This window comes from Streptomyces sp. Ag109_O5-10, assembly GCF_900105755.1.
Lineage (GTDB): Bacteria > Actinomycetota > Actinomycetes > Streptomycetales > Streptomycetaceae > Streptomyces.
In genome coordinates this window covers 8,602,192-8,619,853 of the sequence record NZ_FNTQ01000001.1, presented here as the reverse complement: position 1 = coordinate 8,619,853, position 17,662 = coordinate 8,602,192, and the positions used below count along the sequence as shown (strand labels likewise).

Below are 17,662 nucleotides of genomic sequence, written 5' to 3'. Positions count from 1 at the left end.
GACGAGGAGCACCGTGACAGCCGCTGACGCAGTTCCGACGAGCCAGGCCAAGGAGCCCGTGTTCCGGCTGCTGCTCTCCTGCGTACGGCCGCACCGCTGGGCCCTGCTGACCGGTGCGCTGCTCTCGCTGGTGACGGGCGCGACCGGGCTGCTGCTGCCGCTGGTGGCCCGGGGGTTGATCGACGACCTGTCCCAGGACCGTTCCATCACGGGCAAGTTGGTCGCGATGGCGGGCCTGGTGGTCGCCAACGCCGGGGTGGGTGCGCTGGGTTCGTACGTTCTGCGGCGCACCGGGGAGTCGGTGGTGCTGGGGGCACGGCGCGCCCTGTCGTCGTACCTGCTCAGACTGCGGATCACCGCGGTGGACCGTACCGAACCCGGTGACCTGATGGCGCGGATCACCTCGGACACCACCCTGCTGCGCGAGGTCACCACGGACTCGCTGGTCGCACTCGGCACCGAGGGACTCACCCTGGTCGCCACCGTGGTGATGATGGGGCTGGTCGATCCGGTGCTCCTCGCCGTCACCCTCGCGGTGATCGCCGCGGCGGGCACGGTGGTGGGGACGATCGTGCCACGCATCAACCGGGCGAGCCGCCGGGCGCAGGACGCGGTAGGGGTGATGGGGGCCTCGCTGGAGCGGGTGCTGGGCGCGCTGCGCACGGTGAAGGCGTCCGGCGCCGAGCAGCGGGAGGAACTCGTCCTGCACGAGGCCGCCGAGGAGTCCTGGCGGCAGAGCGTGCGGGCCGCCAAGTGGTCGGCCGCGGCGGGCAACACGGCGGGACTCGCGATGCAGCTGGCGTTCATCACGGTGCTCGCGGTGGGAGGTGCCCGGGTGGCGACCGGTGCGATCGGCGTGGGCACGCTGGTGGCTTTCCTGCTCTACGTCTTCTATCTGCTGCAGCCGATCCAGCAGATCGTCGGGGCGATCACCCAGTACCAGACCGGCGCCGGTGCGCTCGCCCGGATCCAGGAGGCGCTGCGGCTGCCCGCCGAACCCCCTTCCCGTCCCGCCGAGTTGCCGTCCGCCGGCGCCGAACCGGCCTCGGTCGCCTTCACCGACGTACGCTTCCGCTACGCCGACGACCTGCCGTACGTCCACCACGGCGTCACCTTCGACGTCCCCGCGCGGGGCATGACGGCGTTCGTGGGGCCGTCCGGCGCGGGCAAGACCACCGTCTTCTCACTGGTCGAGCGGTTCTACGACCCGGAGTCCGGCACCGTCGCCGTCGACGGCCGTCCGGTCGCCGACTGGGAACTGCCACTGCTGCGTTCGGCCATCGGGTACGTCGAGCAGGACGCGCCCGTGCTGTCGGGCACGCTGAAGGACAACCTGCTGCTCGGGAACCCGGAGGCGGACGAGGACGCGGTCGCGCGGGTGCTGAAGACGACCCGGCTCGACGGTCTGGTGGCACGGCTGCCGCAGGGGCTCGAGACCCTGGTCGGCCATCGCGGCACCAAGCTGTCGGGCGGGGAGCGCCAACGGGTGGCGATCGGCCGGGCGTTGCTGCGCCGGCCCCGGCTGCTGCTGCTGGACGAGGCCACCTCCCAGCTGGACGCGGTGAACGAGGCGGCACTCCGGGACACCGTCGCCGACGTGGCACGGTCGACCACGGTCCTGGTGGTCGCGCACCGGCTGTCGACGGTGACCATGGCGGACCGGATCGTCGTCATGGACGCGGGCCGGGTCCGCGCGGTGGGCACGCACCGCGAGCTGGTGGCGGCGGACCCGCTGTACGCGGAGCTGGCGGCGACGCAGTTCCTGGCCTCGGAGCAGTGAACACGGAGCACCGAGCACCGAGCACCGAGCACCGAGCACCGAGCACCGAGCACGGGCAACGAAGAGGGCCGCCCCTGCCGGAACGGCCCTCGGTGTGCGGCGCGGTCAGCGGTCAGGCTTCGACGGCCGGCAGCAGCCCCATGACGGGCGCGGCCAGGTCGGTGACCTGGTGGAGTTCGCCGAGCTTGTGGAGTCCGTTGAGCCCCTGCACCTGCTCCGAGACCTTCGGCATCTTGTCCCGGTACTCCGCGGGGATGTCGCCGCGGGTCACCGAGTCGAGCACGCCGAGCGCGGTGAGCTTCCCCGGGTGCTGCGCGCCCCCGTCGGCCGCGTTCGCGAGCGGCGCGGCGAGGCCGGTGACCCCGACGGCAAGGCCGACGGCGGCGACGATACGTCGTGTTGAGATCATGTCCTCAGCAACGGCCCCGGCGCCGGGCCGGACACGGGCGGCCGGTCCCCCTCACCCGCAAGGCGGAGCGCGCGGCCTGCGCTTGCCGAGCCAGGCGGCGCGGGGGACGCTCGATGTGAGGGGCTGGCGCGGCCCGCTCCGCATCGGGTCGCGGGCTCCCGTAGGAGGTCACCATGGGCACCGCGACGGGTTCCACGTTCGACACCGACACGCTGCGCCGGGCGATAGAGGGGAACACCGGGAACAGTCTTCTGGCGCTCTACGCGGACGACGCGGAGATCCGCATCATCGACCGCAACACCCAGCCCAGCCACCCCAAGGTCCTGCACGGCCGCCGGGACATCGCCGCGCTGCTGGACGACGTCTACAGCCGCGACATGACGCACACGCTGGACCAGTGCATCGTCCAGGGCGACAAGGCCGCCTTCAGCGAGTCCTGCGAGTACGGGGACGGGGTCCGGGTGCTCGCGGAGTCGATGATCACGCTGCGTGACGGCAAGATCGCCGAACAGATCATGATCCAGGCATGGGACGAGTAGTCGCCAGGACCGGGAGGGTCCAGGTCAGCTCCCGGCTGACCTGGACCTTCTCGGCGCGGGCCGCGCTGGGGCACGCCCGCCGCCCGCGGCCTCGCGCGTGCACCGCGCTGCTGCGGGCGTTCCTGCGGACCGCGCACTGCCGCCGGAGGCGCCGGGCGTCTCGGTTACCCTGAGGGCGGGCCGTGACTGGCGCTGAGGTGGAGCACCACCGGGGAGCGGTCCGCAGTGTCGTTGCCGTGCGCCTGGGCGATCAAGGTCGAACCAGCTCAGGAGTGTGCGCATGACCCAGGCCCGCCTCATCGACGGCACCGCCGTCGCCCGCCGGATCGTCGAGGAGACCTCGGAGCAGGCCGCCGGCCTCACCGCGCGGACCGGTGTCACGCCGTGTCTGGCGACCGTGCTGGTCGGCGAGGACCCCGCCTCCGTCACCTACGTCCGGATGAAGCAGAACCGCAGCCGCAAGGCGGGGATCGCCTCCCGGCACGTGGCGCTGCCCGCCACCACGACCACCGCGGAACTCGTCGCCGTACTGCGCGGGTTGTCGGCGGACCCGGCCGTGCACGGCATCCTGCTCCAGCACCCGGTCGGCGAACACATCGACGAGCGGGCCGCGTTCGAGGCGATCGCGCCGGAGAAGGACGTGGACGGCGTGACCTTCGCGTCGTTCGCGACGATGAGCTTCGGCCTGCCGGGCTTCGTCTCCTGCACCCCCGGCGGCATGCTGCGCCTGCTCGACGCGTACGACGTCGACCCGGCCGGGAAGCGGGCGGTGGTCGTGGGCCGCAGCGCGATCCTGGGCAAGCCGGCCGGGATGCTGCTGCTCGCGCGCGACGCCACCGTCACCTACTGCCACTCCCGCACCCGGGACCTGTCGGAGGTCGTCCGTGAGGCGGACATCGTGGTCGCGGCCGTCGGCCGGCCCCGGCTGATCGGGGGGCGGGACCTCAAGCCGGGCGCCGTCGTGCTCGACGCCGGCTACAACGCGGGCAACGTCGGCGACGTCGACTTCGACACCGCCGTCGAGCGGGCCTCGCTGATCACGCCGGTGCCGGGCGGGGTCGGCCCGATGACGATCGCCGTGCTGCTGGAGCAGACGGTGGCGGCGGCCGCCCGGCAGCTCGGGGCGTGAGGGTCAGCGCAGCCAGGCGCGGTACTCCATGACGTCCCCGGCGTGCACCCCGTACTCGGGGTCGTCCCGGGTGAACGTGGTCTCCAGGCCGAGTACCGCACCGGTGGCCGGGTCCAGGATCAGCATCCGCCGTCCGCCGGTGCCCTCGTCCAGGACGTAGGCCTGCCCGGTGCGGTCCAGCCGGTCGGTGACCTGGCCGGCGGGCCGCAGCCCCTTCGCGTCCGCGAGCAGTTCGGCCAGGGCCGCCGACTCGCGCGCCCCGAGCGTCCAGTTGTCCAGCAACTCCGCGGTGGCGTCGAGGAGTTCGGACGTGGTCAGGGTGTCGCCGTGGATCAGGTCGGTGAGGTAGGCGCGGAGCTTCGCGGGGTCGTGCGGGGGTGTGGACAGGGGCGGGGCGTCGCCCCACATCGGCGGGAACGTCCGCCGGCTGAGCACATGGCCGTCCTCGACCCGGCCCGTGTCGGTCAGGACGGGCCGGCCGGCGTGGTCCGGGTCGGTCGCCACGACCACCTCGGTGTGCGTGCCGTCCGCCCGCCAGCGCACCACGCGCTCCTCGGGCAGGGTGACGGGCGGGCTGTCGTCGCTCATGGCCAGGCTCCAGGACTGCACGTGGGTGCCCCGGCGCAGCACCGGGGAGCCGTCCGTGGCGGCCACGGCGGCGAGTCGCGCGACCTGGGCGAGCGGTACGGCGGCGGAGTGGGCGTGCACGGCCAGCGGCCGGGGCGCGGCGACGGCCGGGGCGCCCGCGGGTCCGCCGAGCAGCACGGTCAGCGTGGTGGCGGTGACGACGGCGGCCGCGGTCAGCCCCCACAGCAGGCGGGTCCGGGCCGAGGTCCGGCGGCCGGGGCGGGTGCCGGACAGGAGCCGGTCGAGGTGCCGTTCGGCGGTGTGGTCCAGGGGACCGTCGCCGAAGTGGGGGCCGTCGGCGGGCACCGGGTCGGCGGCGCGCAGCAGGTCGAGTTCGTCAGCCATGGCGGTGTTCCTCGGGAAGGGCCTCGGCGGCGGGCGGGCGCAGTCGGTCGATCTCGGCTCTGAGCCGGTGCCGGGCTCGGTGCAGCCGCATCGCCGCCGCCCGGCCGCCGCAGCCCAGGACGACCGCGATCTCGTCGGCCCCCAGCTCCTCCCAGGCGGCCAGCCGCAGCACCTCCTGGTCGGCCGGGGACAGCCGGGCCAGCGCGTCGTGCACCCAGGCGCCGGGGTGCTCGCTGTCCGGGGCGGCCACGATGTGCCGTGCGTGGGCGGTCTGGTCGTTGCCCAGCCGGTCCAGCAGCCGGCGCCGGCGCCCGTATCCGCGTACCGCGTTGGCGAGGCAGTTGCGTGCCACGCCGTACAGCCAGGGCAGCGGGGCCGCCGGCAGGTCGGCGCGGCGCCGCCAGGCCACCGTGAACACCTCCGCCACCACTTCCTCCACCTCGCCGGCCCGCCCGTCCAGTCGCCGCGCGACATAGCGGCTGACCGCCCAGTAGTGCTCGCGATAGGCAGCGGCGAAGATCTCGTCGTTGCTCATGTCCCGTTCTTGTCCGGCACCTCCCCGAGCGTCACACCCGGCTCCGTGACGCTCGTCGCATCCGTCGAGTGTGACCGGTGGGGACAGCCCGGACACAGGCGGGGCATGAGCAACCTCAAGTGGCTGACGACCACGGATCACAAGACGATCGGGACGCTGTACCTGGTCACGGCGTTCTCGTTCTTCTGCGTGGGTGGGGTGACGGCCCTGCTGATGCGCGCCGAGCTGGCCCGTCCCGGCCTGCAGATCATGTCGAACGAGCAGTTCAACCAGGCGTTCACGATGCACGGCACGATCATGCTGCTGATGTTCGCGACGCCGCTGTTCGCCGGATTCGCGAACTGGATCATGCCGCTCCAGATCGGCGCCCCGGACGTGGCCTTCCCCCGCCTGAACATGCTGGCCTACTGGCTGTACCTGCTCGGCTCCACCGTCGCGGTGGGCGGCTTCCTCACCCCGCAGGGGGCGGCGGACTTCGGCTGGTTCGCGTACGCCCCGCTGTCGGACGCGGTCCGCTCGCCGGGGATCGGCGCCGACATGTGGATCATGGGCCTGGCGCTCTCCGGCTTCGGGACCATCCTCGGCGCGGTCAACTTCATCACCACGATCATCTGCATGCGTGCCCCCGGCATGACCATGTTCCGGATGCCGATCTTCGTCTGGAACGTCCTCCTCACCGCCGTCCTGGTCCTGCTCGCCTTCCCCGTCCTCGCCGCCGCCCTGTTCGCCCTCGAGGCGGACCGCAAGTTCGGCGCCCACGTCTTCGACGCGGCCAACGGCGGGGCACTGCTCTGGCAGCACCTGTTCTGGTTCTTCGGCCACCCGGAGGTCTACATCATCGCGCTGCCGTTCTTCGGCATCATCAGCGAGGTCATCCCGGTCTTCTCCCGCAAGCCGATGTTCGGGTACATGGGCCTGGTCGCGGCGACGATCTCGATCGCCGGCCTCTCGGTCACCGTCTGGGCCCACCACATGTACGTCACGGGCGGTGTCCTCCTCCCCTTCTTCTCCTTCATGACCTTCCTGATCGCGGTCCCGACGGGAGTGAAGTTCTTCAACTGGATCGGCACGATGTGGCAGGGCTCGCTGTCCTTCGAGACGCCCATGCTCTGGACCATGGGCTTCCTGGTGACGTTCGTCTTCGGCGGCCTGACCGGCGTGATGCTCGCGTCCCCGCCGATCGACTTCCACGTCTCCGACTCGTACTTCGTCGTCGCCCACTTCCACTACGTCGTCTTCGGCACGGTCGTCTTCGCGATGTTCGCCGGATTCCACTTCTGGTGGCCCAAGTTCACCGGCAGGATGCTCGACGAACGCCTCGGCAAGATCACCTTCTGGACCCTGTTCATCGGCTTCCACGGCACGTTCCTGGTCCAGCACTGGCTGGGTGCCGAGGGCATGCAGCGCCGGATCCCCGACTACCTGGCGGTCGAGGGGTTCACCACCCTCAACACGGTCTCGACCATCTTCTCGTTCCTGCTGGGCTCGTCACTGCTGCCGTTCTTCTACAACGTCTGGAAGACCGCCAAGTACGGGGAGAAGGTGGAGTCGGACGATCCGTGGGGCTACGGCCGCTCCCTTGAGTGGGCGACGTCCTGCCCACCCCCGCGCCACAACTTCGTCTCCCTCCCCCAGATCCGCAGCGAGTCCCCGGCGTTCGACCTGCATCACGCCCCCGCTGAGCGGGAGTTGAGCGCCCGATGACGGCGCGGGAGGAGGAGCGGGCGCTGGTGGCTCAGCTGGAGGGCCATCTGCTGCTGGCGGCGACGAGGCAGGAGGGCCGGAGGGCGGCGGCCCGGCTCGTGGCCCGCGTCGACTGGCTGACGGACACTCAGCGAGCCGACGTCGAGCGGCATTTCGAGGCCGAGTACACGGAACTGGCCCGGAGGTCCTGGCAGCACACGGCACATCGCGCCGAGCAGTTGAGGCACGAGTACGAGGGGAGATACCGGTCGCTACGCCAACGCCTCCTGGGGTACTTCCTGCCGGCCTGCGCCCTGCTGACGGCAGCAGTTCTGCTGACGCTGTCCGCACGAGCGCCCCTCTAGGGGCGCTGGGGGTACCCCCGGGCGAAGGCTGGGGGAGGAACCGGCGCCGCGGGCCACGACGCACGCGCAGCCCGACGACTACCGGGAACCCCCCGGCTTCCATCCGTCCGGCCGCAGGATCCCCACCAGCAACCGCACCAGCTCCTCCACGACGTCGTCCAGCGTGGCCTCCACCCACCCCGCACTCCAGTCGTGCAGCAGCCCGTTCACGCTGCCGATGAACGCCGTCGCGGCCAGCCGGTAGTCCCGCGGCGCCGCGTCCCCGCGCGCGACCGCCGCGTTCGCCTCGGTGCATATCAGCTCCACCCACCGCGCCCGCCGCGCCAGCCGCTGCTCCTCCAGCCGGGAGCTCACCCCGATGATCTCCACGAAGGCGATGCGGATGCGCCGCGGATCCGACGTGACGTCACGGGCGTACGCGCGGAACAGCACTGTCACCCGCTCGACCAGCGACAGCGGTTCCGCCTCGGCGAACGCGTCGGCCACCGCCCGCTCCGCCCACCCGTTGACCTCCAGGTGCAAGGCGGCGAGCACGTCCTCCAAGGTCTGGAACTCCTCGTAGAACTGACGCGTCGACAGACCGGCCGCCTGACTCAGGGCGGCGACGGTCGTGGCGCGGAACCCCGGTGCTTCGCCGAAGAGTTGAAGGGCCGCGTCCAAGAAGCGCCGACGCCGGTCGGCCTTTCGTTCCGCGGCGGACCGACCGCCGTAGCGACCCGTCGGCGCCTTGAGCCTGCCCGCCAAGATTGCCCCCTCCGTCGACCGCCCGATGGGCGATTTTCTCGCGTACGCCTCTTGTGGAGACACCGACCCCTTCCTTACTTTTCAGTAAGTTCCTTTTGAACGCGCCCGTGTTCAGATTCTGTGACCCTGTGACGGCACGCGCGCGTCCCCACCCCCCTCAGAGGAGAGAGCAGTCATGCCTGCTTTCAGACCCAGGCACCTTTGCTCCGTGGCCGCCGCCCTCGTCCTGACCGTCGCCGCGCCCGCGACCGCCGCCACCGCCGCCGCGACCGACGCGTCGCTGCGTGAGGTGCTGTTCGTCGGCAACAACTGGGACGGCACCGCGACCGTCCTGAAGTCGACCGGCGACTTCGCCAAGGTCGGCCAGATCAACGTCGTCCCCGACAAGGACGCGCGGATCGCCGAGATCAACGCCGACCCCATCAAGTGGATCTACTACACGTCGATCCGCAACGAGGTCGGCCAGGGCCACGACCAGTACGTGGACGACATGTACTCCACACCGGACGGCAGGTCCGTGGTCGTCTCCCGCCCGAGCTTCGCCGACGTCGTCTCCATCGACCTGGCCACCGACACGATCAACTGGCGGTTCCCGGTCGCCGGTTACCGCGCCGACCACATGGCGGTGTCGCCCGACGGCACCAAGGTGGCGGTGTCGGCGTCCACCGCGAACAAGGTGCAGGTGCTGGACATCAACACCGGTAAGGAGCTGGGCGAGTTCGCCACCGGCGACAAGCCGCACGAGAACGTCTTCAGCCCGGACGGCAAGTACATCTGGAACATGTCGATCGGCGAGGTCACCACCTCGCTCGACGACCCGATCTGGGACTGGACGAAGGGCGACCGGCACATCACCGTCGCCGACGCCACGACCTACAAGCAGGTCAAGACCATCGACATGCGGGCCCGGCTGAACGCGATCGGCCTGACCGACTTCTCGGACGCGGTCCGGCCCGCGGCCTTCACGCCCGACTGGTCGAAGATGTACTTCCAGGTGTCGTTCTTCAACGGCTTCCTGGAGTACGACATCGCCACCGACAAGATCACCCGGGTGAAGACGCTGCCGGCGAACCCGGCGACCAGCACCGACCGCACCACCTGGCTGCTGGACTCGCGTCACCACGGGATCTCGATGAAGCCGGACGGCACCAAGCTGTGCGTCGCCGGGACGATGGACAACTACGCCACGATCGTCGACCGCGCCACCCTCCAGGAAGGGCCGCTCGTCACGGCGTCCACCCCGTACTGGGCCACGGTCAGCGGAGACGGCAAGGACTGCGTCATCTCGGAGAGCGGCGCCGACCAGGTGACGGCCATCGACTTCGGCACCGGCCAGAAGGTGGTCTCGGTCCCGGTCGGCGACCACCCGCAGCGCGTCCGGCTCGGCCATGTGCAGGCCGACTGGACTGGTGCGGCGACTGGTTGACGGCCCACCAGAACCTTCGGTCTCCGGGATGCGCGGCATCCCGGAGACCGGAGCACTGCTCAGAACTTCGCCGCCACCCAGGCGGCCAGCTCCGCCTTGGCCGCGTTGAGCACGGCCGAGCCGGGCGACGTCGCCCCGTTGGTCACCAGCGCGAAGTGCGGCACGCCGGAGTCCGAGTCGGTGAGCAGCAGTCGGCGGCTGCCCGTCCCACCCGGTTCCGCCGCCACTCCGACCGGGGTCGAGGACGTGTACGACGGTGGCGCGTAGGCCGTGCCCAGGTCCGAGACGACGGTGGTGGACGCCGTCGCGAAGGAGGCCGGGAGGTGCAGTTCGGTCGGTGCGGTGGCGCTGCCGGAGCGCCAGACCTCTACGGCGTACTGGCCGGAGCCGACCAGCGCGGCCACGTTCGGCAGCGAGCCGGGCACCGGGTTCCAGGTCAGGGTCGTGGAGCCGTCCCGGGAGCGGTCCTCGTAGGTGAAGGCGAGGATGGCGCCCGAGGTGGCGGACGGGTAGATCCGGTCGAGCAGCCGGGCGTCCTGACGGAGCGTCACGGTGCCCGAGCCGGTGGTGTTCACGGCCGACATGTCCTCGCCGTTCCAGGCGTCACCCGAGGTGAGGACCTTGTTCGGGTTGTCGTTCATCAGCTCGTGGTGGCGGCCGCTGTAGATGTCCCACTGCCACTGGGTGCCGGACAGGACCGGCCCGGAGGAGGCCGGGGTGGACCACCAGCTCGCCCCGGAGAGGCGGGAGTCGAGGGCCTGGTACATCGCCTTGTCGACGGTCGGCGCCTTGCCGGAGGTGGTGCCGGACAGCGGATGCCCGAACTCGCTGACGATCGCCGCCGTTGCGGCCGCCGAGGCGCGGTCGCGGACGGTGCCGAAGTCGGTGGAGTACTGGCCGTCGGAGGCGTTGCCCCACATCAGGATGCCGGAGATGGCCTTCTGGTCGTAGAAGTGGGTGTTGAAGACGTAGCCGGAGCCGAACGTCCCCGCGTCCAGCAGGCCGCCCTCCTCCTTGGTGACGTTGCCGTTCCAGAAGAGGTTCGGTTCCACGAGGGCGGGCTTCACGCTCCAGCCGGCCGCGTCCATCCGGGCCCGGAACTTCTGGTAGAAGGGCCACAACCGGTTCTGCTCCCAGCTGCGGGAGGTCTCGCCGGAGTCGTAGGAGCCGGCGTACGGCTCGTTGTACGGGTCGAAGCCGACCACGCCCGCGAACTCGTCGGACGTGAGGTGCCGGGCCAGGTAGGTCATGGTGGTCTGGGCGGTGGCCAGGAAGGCGTCCTGGAGGCCGTGGTTGTTGTGCCAGAAGTCGTACTGGGCGTCCTGTACGGCGGCGTTCTGGGTGATGTTCTGTCCCCAGACGAAGCAGATGCCGCAGTACTCGGTCGGGTAGTCCCCCAGCTCCACCGCCCACTTCGGGGCGCCGTCGCCGGTGTACCAGCTGCCCGAGTTGAACAGGTGGCGGGAGTACAGGTCCTGGTGGAAGTCGGGGAAGACGCGGATGCCGGCGTCGAGGAACGCCTGCATCTGCGCGGTCGCGTCGGCCAGGTAGGCCGTGTCGACCTGGCCCTGGACGGGTTCGGCGTGCGCCCAGGAGAGCAGGAAGCGCACGGCGTTGCCGCCGCCGAGGGCGCGCAGCGCGGTGGCGGACTTCCTCGCGTCGGCGACGGAGGCGAAGGGCAGGCCGCTGTTCTCCTCCAGCTTGGTCTCGCCGGAGACGTTGTAGCCGCGCAGCACGACCTCACGGCCCTGGCCGTCGACGAAACGGCCGTTCTGCACGGTGAGCGCGGTGCCGTCGAACCAGAGGGAGCCGGACGGGGTGGCCGCGGTGGCGGACGGGGCGCCCGCCACCGCGAGGAATCCGCAGAGGACAACCAGGACAACGATCAGTCGTGCCCGGATATTCGTCATGTCCATTACAGTCGGGTGATTTCCGGACACAGTCAATACTTCTGACTCACGAGTAAGTTGTGTGCCGGTTCCCTCAGCCGGCCACTCGACCGGTCACGTTCAACAGGTACTCCTTGCGGCTCAGCGGGTTGTGGTCGGTCCGCGACCGCTCCGGGACCGGCCCCCGCAGCACCGGCGCGTAGTGGTCGAAGGCGGTCTCCAGCTCGCCCTCGCCCCGGGTCAGCCCCGGCAGCCGTTGCTCAAGACCGTGCACCCGGGCCGCCGGTACCACGCCCTCCAGGAGCGCGAGCGCCCCCTCGGTCCCGGTCCGCTGCGGCACCGCGCCGAGCCCGGCGAGCACCGGCAGCAGGGCGCCCAGGGTGTCCACCGGTGCCTCCAGGCGGAAGCGGTGCATGGGCTCGTGCACCAGGGTGCCGGCCCGCCGCAGCGCCTCGGTGAGCACCAGCGGGGCAAGGCCGCGGAAGTCGTACCCGGTGCTGGACATGCTCTTGTCGAAGCCCTGGTGGGCGTGGCTCTGCCGGGGCGAGTAGCCGGAGTGGGTCATGGTCACCGTGCAGTCCGGGATCCGCCAGCCGTGCAGCCCCTGCCCGAGGGACTCGCGCACGGCGTCCTCGACGGCCTTGAAGAAGGCGTACGGCATCGCGCCGAGCTCCACCTCCAGGCGGAAGCAGACACCCGCTCCCGGCGGGGCCGGCTCCACCCGCAGGCCGACCGTGGCCAGGAAGGGGTTGCCGTCCCTCTTGTTGAACTCGACGGCGGATCCGGTGCCGGTGAGCCGTTCGACGCAGATGACGGTGGTCTCCCGGAAGGTGACGCCGAGGCCGTACTCGTCGGCGAGGGTCGCCTGGATCACCTCCTTCTGCACCTCGCCGTAGAGGGAGACCGAGGTCTCCTGGCGCACCTCGTCGTGCCGGACGTCGATCAGCGGGTCCTGCTCGGCGAGCTGGGTCAGGGCGACATGCAGGGAGCGGCGGTCGGTGCCGGGGCCGGGAACCACGACGGTCTCCAGGGTCGGGGGTGCGAAGTGATGCGCGTACACCCGGCCCGGCACCCCGAGGGCGTCCCCGACCCGGATGCCGCCGAGCCCCCACACCTTGACGATCCGCCCGGCACCGGCGCGCTCCCGCCGCAGGTCGGTGCCGTCCTCGAAGACGCTCAGCCCGGTGACCCGGCCCTCCGGCCGGCCCCCGGCCGCGGCGCGGTTCCCGAACGGGACCCGGTCGCGGACCCCGAGGGTTCCGGAGAAGAGACGCGCATAGGCGACCTTCTCCCCCGCCGGGCCCCGCTCCACCTTGAAGACCGTGCCGGAGAGCGGGCCGTCCGCGTCTGCGCCGGCGGCCGGGAGCAGCCGCTCGATGCCGGCGATCAGGTCGGGCACCCCGGCGCCGGTGGCGGCGGAGCCGAAGTAGACCGGATGGACCACGGCCCGCCGGGCCTGCTCGGCGAGGGCGGCGCGCAGCCGCGGCTCGGGGACCCCACCGTCGAGGTAGGCGGCGAGCAGCGCGTCGTCGTGGTCGGCGAGCGTGTCCAGCGCGGCCGGGCCGAGGCCGGGCAGGAAGCGGGCGGCGCGGGTGCCGAGCGCGGTGGCACGGCCCATCGGGACGACCGGGACGGCGAGCCTGCGGGCCAGCTGGGCGAGCACGGCGTCGCCACGGGCACCCCGCCGGTCGATCTTGTTGACGAAGACCAGCGTGGGGATGCGCAGCCGCCGCAGGGTCCGCATCAGCACGCGGGTCTGCGCCTGGACGCCCTCCACGGCCGAGACGACCAGGACCGCGCCGTCGAGGACACCGAGCACCCGCTCCACCTCGGCGATGAAGTCCGGGTGGCCCGGGGTGTCGATGAGGTTGACGGTGACACCGTCGAGCGGGAACGACACGACCGCCGACTTGATGGTGATCCCGCGCTGCCGCTCCAGGGCGAGGGTGTCGGTACGGGTGCTGCCGTCGTCGACGCTGCCGAGCTCGTCGGTGACGCCGGCGGTGTGCAGCAGCCGTTCGGTCAGACTGGTCTTACCTGCGTCGACGTGGGCGAGAATGCCGAGATTGAGCAGATGCACTGAGCGTGATGTCCTTCGCCATGGGTGGGATTCCTTCCTCGGTGGACATGCACGCAGCGCGCATCGGTGGCCCTCTCTCTGTGACGTCGGGTGAGGAGCAGTGCAGCAGGGCGGACCCGGTGGCGGCAATGGATTAACGCTCAACGAAAGCCCCGTCGCAGCACTCGCCGCCCCCATGACACGGTTCTAGAGTGACCTACATCACGCCGCCTGGCTGAACTCCCTCGGTCCCGCGCACGGTCTGGAGGCCACATGACCCACATCAAGGTGACGGTGGACGGCACGCGCTACGAGGACGAAGTGGAACCCCGTCTGCTGCTCGTCCACTACCTGCGCGACCGTCTCGGCCTGACCGGCACCCCGATCGGCTGCGACACCTCCAACTGCGGCGCGTGCACGGTCGACCTGGACGGGGCGACCGTCAAGAGCTGCTCGGTGCTGGCCGTCCAGGCGGACGGCTGCGCGGTGACCACCGTCCAGGGGCTGGCCTCGGACGGGGAGTGGACGCCGCTGCAGCGCGCCTTCCACGAGCGGCACGGCCTGCAGTGCGGCTACTGCACGCCCGGAATGCTCATGGCCGCCCGTGATCTGCTGAACGAGAACCCGCACCCCACCTCCGACGAGGTCAGGCAGGCCCTGGAGGGCAACCTGTGCCGGTGCACCGGCTACCAGAACATCGTCCGCGCGGTGCTGGCCGCCGCCGCGGAACCGGACGGGCGGCAGACCGCCTCCGGGCACCAGGTACCCGAGGAGGCCACGGCATGACCGACCAGGCCGTACGGTCCGCAGCGCACGAGATCGGCCGCGCCCGGCTGCGCAAGGAGGACGCCCGGCTGATCACCGGCCAGACCAACTGGACCGACAACATCCAGGTCGCCGGACTGCTCCACCTGGCCGTCCTGCGCAGCCCGATGGCGCACGCCCGCATCACGCGTGTGGACGTCTCCCCCGCCCTCGAACGCCCCGGCGTCGTCGCCGCGTTCACCGGCGCCGACCTCGCCGAGGGCCTGGGTTCGCTGCCCTGCGCCTGGCCGGTCACCGAGGACATCGTGCTGCCCGACCACCCGCCGATCGCCGTCGACGAGGTCCGGCACGCCGGCGACCCGGTGGCCGTCGTGGTGGCCCGCGACCGGTACGCCGCCGCCGACGCGCTGGAGGCGGTGGAGGTCGACTACGACCCGCTGCCCCCGGTCCTCGACCTGGAGGCCGCCCTCGCCGACGACGCCCCGCTGGTCCACGCCGACAAGGGCACCAACCGCTGCTACACCTGGCCGCTCGCCACCGGCGAGAGCTTCGAGGCGGTACGGCAGCGCGCCGAGGTCACCCTCAAGCGCCGCTACCACCAGCAGCGGCTGATCCCCAACGCCATGGAGCCGCGCGCGGTCGTGGTCACCCCGATCGCCGCCTCCGGCGAGTACACGGTCTACTCGGCGACCCAGATCCCGCACATCCTGCGGATCATGCTGGCCACCGTCACCGGCATCCCCGAGCAGAAGATCCGGGTGATCGCCCCGGACGTGGGGGGCGGCTTCGGCTCCAAGCTCCAGGTGTACGGGGAGGAGGCCCTCGCCCTCGCGATCGCCCGCAGGCTGGGCCGACCCGTCAAGTGGACGGAGTCCCGCTCCGAGGGCTACCTCGCCACCCACCACGGCCGCGGCATGATCCAGGACATCGAGGTCGCCGCCACCCGCGAGGGCCGGCTGCTCGGCCTGAAGGTGGACCTGACCGCCGACATGGGCGCCTACCTGATGCTGGTCACCCCGGGCATCCCGATCCTCGGCGCCTTCATGTACCCCGCGATCTACAAGATGGACGCCTACGAATTCACCTGCACCGGCGTCTTCACCACCCGCACCCCCACCGACGCCTACCGTGGTGCCGGGCGCCCGGAGGCGACCTTCGCCATCGAGCGGATCATGGACGAGCTGGCCGCCGAACTCGACCTGGATCCCGTGGAGTTGCGGCGCCGGAACTGGATCCGGCACGAGGAGTTCCCGTACACCACCATCGCCGGGCTGACCTACGACAGCGGCGACTACGAGGCGGCCACCGACAAGGCTCTCGCCCTGTTCGGGTACGACGACCTGCGCGCCGAGCAGCAGAAGCGCGACGAACGCGGCGACACCGTACGCCTCGGTATCGGCGTGTCCACGTTCACGGAGATGTGCGGGCTGGCCCCGAGCCGGGTCCTGCGCGACCTGCGCTACGCGGCCGGCGGCTGGGAGGCGGCGAGCATCCGCATGCTGCCCACCGGAAAGGTCGAGGTCGTCACCGGGACCAGTCCGCACGGGCAGGGGCACGAGACCTGCTGGAGCCAGATCGCGGCCGACGTGCTGGGCGTGCCGTTCGAGGACGTCGAGGTGGTGCACGGCGACACCCGGTCCTCCCCGCAGGGCATGGACACCTACGGCTCGCGGTCGCTGGCCGTCGGCGGCGAGGCCGTGCACCGGGCGGCGACGCAGGTGGTCGAGAAGGCGCGCAAGGTCGCCGCGCACCTGCTGGAGGCCAGCGAGCAGGACCTGGAGTTCACGGACGGCGTGTTCGCCGTGAAGGGCTCGCCGGAGGCGCGGAAGACCATCCAGGAGATCGCCTTCGAGGCGTTCACCGGCCACGACCTGCCCGACGGGGTCGAAGCGTCCATCAACGCCGAGACGGTCGTCGACCCGGAGAACTTCTCCTACCCGCACGGCACCCACCTGTGCGCCGTCGAGGTCGACACCGAGACCGGGAAGACGAGGATCAGGTCGTACGTCTGCGTGGACGACGTCGGCCATGTCGTCAACCCGATGATCGTCGAGGGCCAGGTGCACGGCGGGCTCGCGCAGGGCATCGCGCAGGCGCTGTACGAGGAGGCCGTCTACGACGAGGAGGGCAACCTCGTCTCCGGGACCATGGCCGACTACCTGGTGCCGTCGGCGGCGGACCTGCCGGACTTCGTCACCGACCGGACGGAGACCCCGGCGACCTCGAACGCCATGGGCGTCAAGGGAGTCGGCGAGGCCGGGACGATCGCGTCGACGCCCGCGGTGGTCAACGCCGTGGTGGACGCGCTGCGTCCGCTGGGCGTCACCGACGTGCGGATGCCGTGCTCGCCGCACCGGGTGTGGCAGGCCGTGCGGGCCGCCCGCGCCGGCCGGGGCGGTACCGGCGAGGAGGCCGGCGGCACCGGTCCCGCGCGGTCGGGCCAGTCCGGGCAGGCCGCCCGCTCCGGTGACCTGGGTCAGTACGGTGAGGAGGGCTCCGCATGATTCCCCCCACGTTCGAGTACACCCGTCCGGCCACCGTCGACGAGGCGGTGGGCGCGCTCGCCGACGCGGGCGAGGAGGCGAAGGTGCTGGCCGGCGGGCAGAGCCTGCTGCCGCTGCTGCGCCTGCGGCTCGCCTTCCCGGAGCTGGTCGTGGACGTCGGCCGGATCCCGGAGCTGCGCGGGGTCCGCGAGGACGGCGACACGCTCGCCGTCGGCGCGCTGACCACCCACCACGACGTCGTCCACGACCCGCTGGTGCGGCGGCACGCCGGGCTGCTGGCGGCGGCCACGGCCACCGTCGCCGATCCCGCCGTACGGCACCGCGGCACCCTCGGCGGGTCCCTCGCGCACGCCGACCCGGCCGGGGACCTGCCCGCCGTGGCGCTCGCCCTCGACGCCGAACTGGTGGTCGCCGGGCCGGGCGGGCGGCGTACGATCCCGGCCCGGGAGTTCTTCGTCGACTACCTCCAGTCGGCGCTCGCGCCCGACGAACTCCTGGTGGAGGTGCGGATCCCGAAGACGGACGGCTGGGGCTTCCACTACGAGAAGTTCCACGCGGTCGCGCAGTCCTGGGCGATCGTCGGGGTCGCCGCGCTGGTGCGGCGGGACGACGGGCACATCGCCGAGGCGCGCGTCGGGCTCACCAACATGGGCTCCACCCCGCTGCGGGCCGCCGCGGCCGAGCAGGCGCTGTCCGGTGCCGACGGCCCGCAGGCCGTGGCCCGCGCCGCCGAGGCCGCCGCCGAGGGCACCCGGCCCTCCCAGGACCTGTCGGCCTCGCCCGAGTACCGGCAGCACCTCGCACGGGTGCTGACCAGGCGGGCCGTGCTGACCGCCGCCGGAATGGGGTGAGTGCCGATTCCC

At 71.7% G+C, this 17,662-nt stretch carries 15 protein-coding genes and 1 riboswitch; of the genes, 9 read left to right on the top strand and 6 right to left on the bottom strand.

Features of this window, described 5'->3' with window-relative positions; genetic code table 11:
* Positions 1-13: 13 nt before the first annotated feature.
* A complete protein-coding gene (locus BLW82_RS39290) occupies positions 14-1,780 on the top strand; it encodes an ABC transporter ATP-binding protein (protein ID WP_093506753.1) in 1,767 nt (588 codons plus the stop codon).
* A 112-nt stretch (positions 1,781-1,892) separates the two neighbouring features.
* Here BLW82_RS39290 and BLW82_RS39285 read toward each other — a convergent pair whose 3' ends face one another.
* Positions 1,893-2,189, bottom strand: coding sequence for a hypothetical protein (locus BLW82_RS39285; protein WP_093506751.1), 297 nt, complete (start codon positions 2,187-2,189; stop codon positions 1,893-1,895).
* 173 nt (positions 2,190-2,362) lie between these two features.
* Here BLW82_RS39285 and BLW82_RS39280 point away from each other — a divergent pair, with 173 nt between their 5' ends.
* Both BLW82_RS39280 and BLW82_RS39275 read left to right on the top strand, forming a co-directional pair.
* Complete coding sequence (locus BLW82_RS39280; RefSeq protein ID WP_093506749.1) at positions 2,363-2,728, top strand: nuclear transport factor 2 family protein; 366 nt, start codon at positions 2,363-2,365, stop codon at positions 2,726-2,728.
* Positions 2,729-2,900: 172 nt separating this feature from the next.
* Positions 2,901-2,983, top strand: a riboswitch (ZMP/ZTP riboswitch).
* A 25-nt stretch (positions 2,984-3,008) separates the two neighbouring features.
* Positions 3,009-3,857 (top strand): bifunctional 5,10-methylenetetrahydrofolate dehydrogenase/5,10-methenyltetrahydrofolate cyclohydrolase, encoded by an 849-nt coding sequence (locus tag BLW82_RS39275; RefSeq protein ID WP_093506747.1) that lies wholly within the window; start codon positions 3,009-3,011, stop codon positions 3,855-3,857.
* Positions 3,858-3,860: 3 nt separating this feature from the next.
* On the opposite strand, the gene BLW82_RS39270 is transcribed toward BLW82_RS39275, so the two are convergent.
* Positions 3,861-4,829: a CU044_5270 family protein gene (locus tag BLW82_RS39270; RefSeq protein ID WP_093506745.1), complete on the bottom strand. Its 969-nt coding sequence runs from the start codon at positions 4,827-4,829 to the stop codon at positions 3,861-3,863.
* Positions 4,822-5,364: an RNA polymerase sigma factor gene (locus BLW82_RS39265; protein ID WP_093506743.1), complete on the bottom strand. Its 543-nt coding sequence runs from the start codon at positions 5,362-5,364 to the stop codon at positions 4,822-4,824. Before BLW82_RS39265 ends, BLW82_RS39270 begins: the two co-directional genes overlap by 8 nt.
* Positions 5,365-5,469: 105 nt before the next feature.
* Between BLW82_RS39265 and ctaD the strand changes: the two genes are divergently transcribed.
* Together ctaD and BLW82_RS39255 are read left to right on the top strand one after the other, a co-directional pair.
* Positions 5,470-7,068, top strand: coding sequence for an aa3-type cytochrome oxidase subunit I (ctaD, locus tag BLW82_RS39260; protein ID WP_093506741.1), 1,599 nt, complete (start codon positions 5,470-5,472; stop codon positions 7,066-7,068).
* Complete coding sequence (locus tag BLW82_RS39255; protein ID WP_093506739.1) at positions 7,065-7,412, top strand: hypothetical protein; 348 nt, start codon at positions 7,065-7,067, stop codon at positions 7,410-7,412. Before ctaD ends, BLW82_RS39255 begins: the two co-directional genes overlap by 4 nt.
* 78 nt (positions 7,413-7,490) lie before the next feature.
* Here the strand turns inward: BLW82_RS39255 and BLW82_RS39250 are convergent, their stop codons facing one another.
* Positions 7,491-8,156, bottom strand: a complete 666-nt coding sequence (locus tag BLW82_RS39250; protein WP_093506737.1) for a TetR/AcrR family transcriptional regulator — start codon at positions 8,154-8,156, stop codon at positions 7,491-7,493.
* A 175-nt stretch (positions 8,157-8,331) separates the two neighbouring features.
* Between BLW82_RS39250 and BLW82_RS39245 the strand changes: the two genes are divergently transcribed.
* Positions 8,332-9,582, top strand: coding sequence for a YncE family protein (locus BLW82_RS39245; protein ID WP_093506735.1), 1,251 nt, complete (start codon positions 8,332-8,334; stop codon positions 9,580-9,582).
* Between the two features lie 59 nt (positions 9,583-9,641).
* Here BLW82_RS39245 and BLW82_RS39240 read toward each other — a convergent pair whose 3' ends face one another.
* Both BLW82_RS39240 and BLW82_RS39235 read right to left on the bottom strand, forming a co-directional pair.
* Entirely contained in the window at positions 9,642-11,498 is a 1,857-nt protein-coding gene (locus BLW82_RS39240) for a cellulase family glycosylhydrolase (RefSeq protein ID WP_093506733.1), read from the bottom strand.
* A gap of 67 nt (positions 11,499-11,565) precedes the next feature.
* Positions 11,566-13,551 carry an elongation factor G gene (locus BLW82_RS39235; RefSeq protein WP_093506731.1) on the bottom strand — a complete coding sequence of 662 codons (1,986 nt, stop codon included), beginning with the start codon at positions 13,549-13,551 and terminating at the stop codon, positions 11,566-11,568.
* Positions 13,552-13,803: 252 nt separating this feature from the next.
* On the opposite strand from BLW82_RS39235, the gene BLW82_RS39230 reads away from it, so the two are divergent.
* From BLW82_RS39230 to BLW82_RS39220, 3 genes are read left to right on the top strand one after another with little or no spacing between them, the layout of a single operon-like run.
* Complete coding sequence (locus tag BLW82_RS39230; protein WP_093506729.1) at positions 13,804-14,316, top strand: (2Fe-2S)-binding protein; 513 nt, start codon at positions 13,804-13,806, stop codon at positions 14,314-14,316.
* Positions 14,313-16,799 (top strand): xanthine dehydrogenase family protein molybdopterin-binding subunit, encoded by a 2,487-nt coding sequence (locus tag BLW82_RS39225; RefSeq protein WP_093506727.1) that lies wholly within the window; start codon positions 14,313-14,315, stop codon positions 16,797-16,799. The genes BLW82_RS39230 and BLW82_RS39225 overlap by 4 nt, the downstream gene beginning before the upstream one ends.
* Entirely contained in the window at positions 16,796-17,650 is an 855-nt protein-coding gene (locus BLW82_RS39220; protein ID WP_093506724.1) for an FAD binding domain-containing protein, read from the top strand. Before BLW82_RS39225 ends, BLW82_RS39220 begins: the two co-directional genes overlap by 4 nt.
* Positions 17,651-17,662: the final 12 nt, after the last annotated feature.

Coding starts and splice junctions, on each gene's coding strand:
- BLW82_RS39275 (WP_093506747.1), top strand. CDS start 3,009: ATGACCCAGGCCCGCCTCATCGACGGCACCGCCGTCGCCCGCCGGATC.
- BLW82_RS39230 (WP_093506729.1), top strand. CDS start 13,804: ATGACCCACATCAAGGTGACGGTGGACGGCACGCGCTACGAGGACGAA.
- BLW82_RS39220 (WP_093506724.1), top strand. CDS start 16,796: ATGATTCCCCCCACGTTCGAGTACACCCGTCCGGCCACCGTCGACGAG.
- BLW82_RS39280 (WP_093506749.1), top strand. CDS start 2,363: ATGGGCACCGCGACGGGTTCCACGTTCGACACCGACACGCTGCGCCGG.
- BLW82_RS39285 (WP_093506751.1), bottom strand. CDS start 2,189: ATGATCTCAACACGACGTATCGTCGCCGCCGTCGGCCTTGCCGTCGGG.
- BLW82_RS39270 (WP_093506745.1), bottom strand. CDS start 4,829: ATGGCTGACGAACTCGACCTGCTGCGCGCCGCCGACCCGGTGCCCGCC.
- ctaD (WP_093506741.1), top strand. CDS start 5,470: ATGAGCAACCTCAAGTGGCTGACGACCACGGATCACAAGACGATCGGG.
- BLW82_RS39225 (WP_093506727.1), top strand. CDS start 14,313: ATGACCGACCAGGCCGTACGGTCCGCAGCGCACGAGATCGGCCGCGCC.
- BLW82_RS39255 (WP_093506739.1), top strand. CDS start 7,065: ATGACGGCGCGGGAGGAGGAGCGGGCGCTGGTGGCTCAGCTGGAGGGC.
- BLW82_RS39265 (WP_093506743.1), bottom strand. CDS start 5,364: ATGAGCAACGACGAGATCTTCGCCGCTGCCTATCGCGAGCACTACTGG.
- BLW82_RS39240 (WP_093506733.1), bottom strand. CDS start 11,498: ATGGACATGACGAATATCCGGGCACGACTGATCGTTGTCCTGGTTGTC.
- BLW82_RS39245 (WP_093506735.1), top strand. CDS start 8,332: ATGCCTGCTTTCAGACCCAGGCACCTTTGCTCCGTGGCCGCCGCCCTC.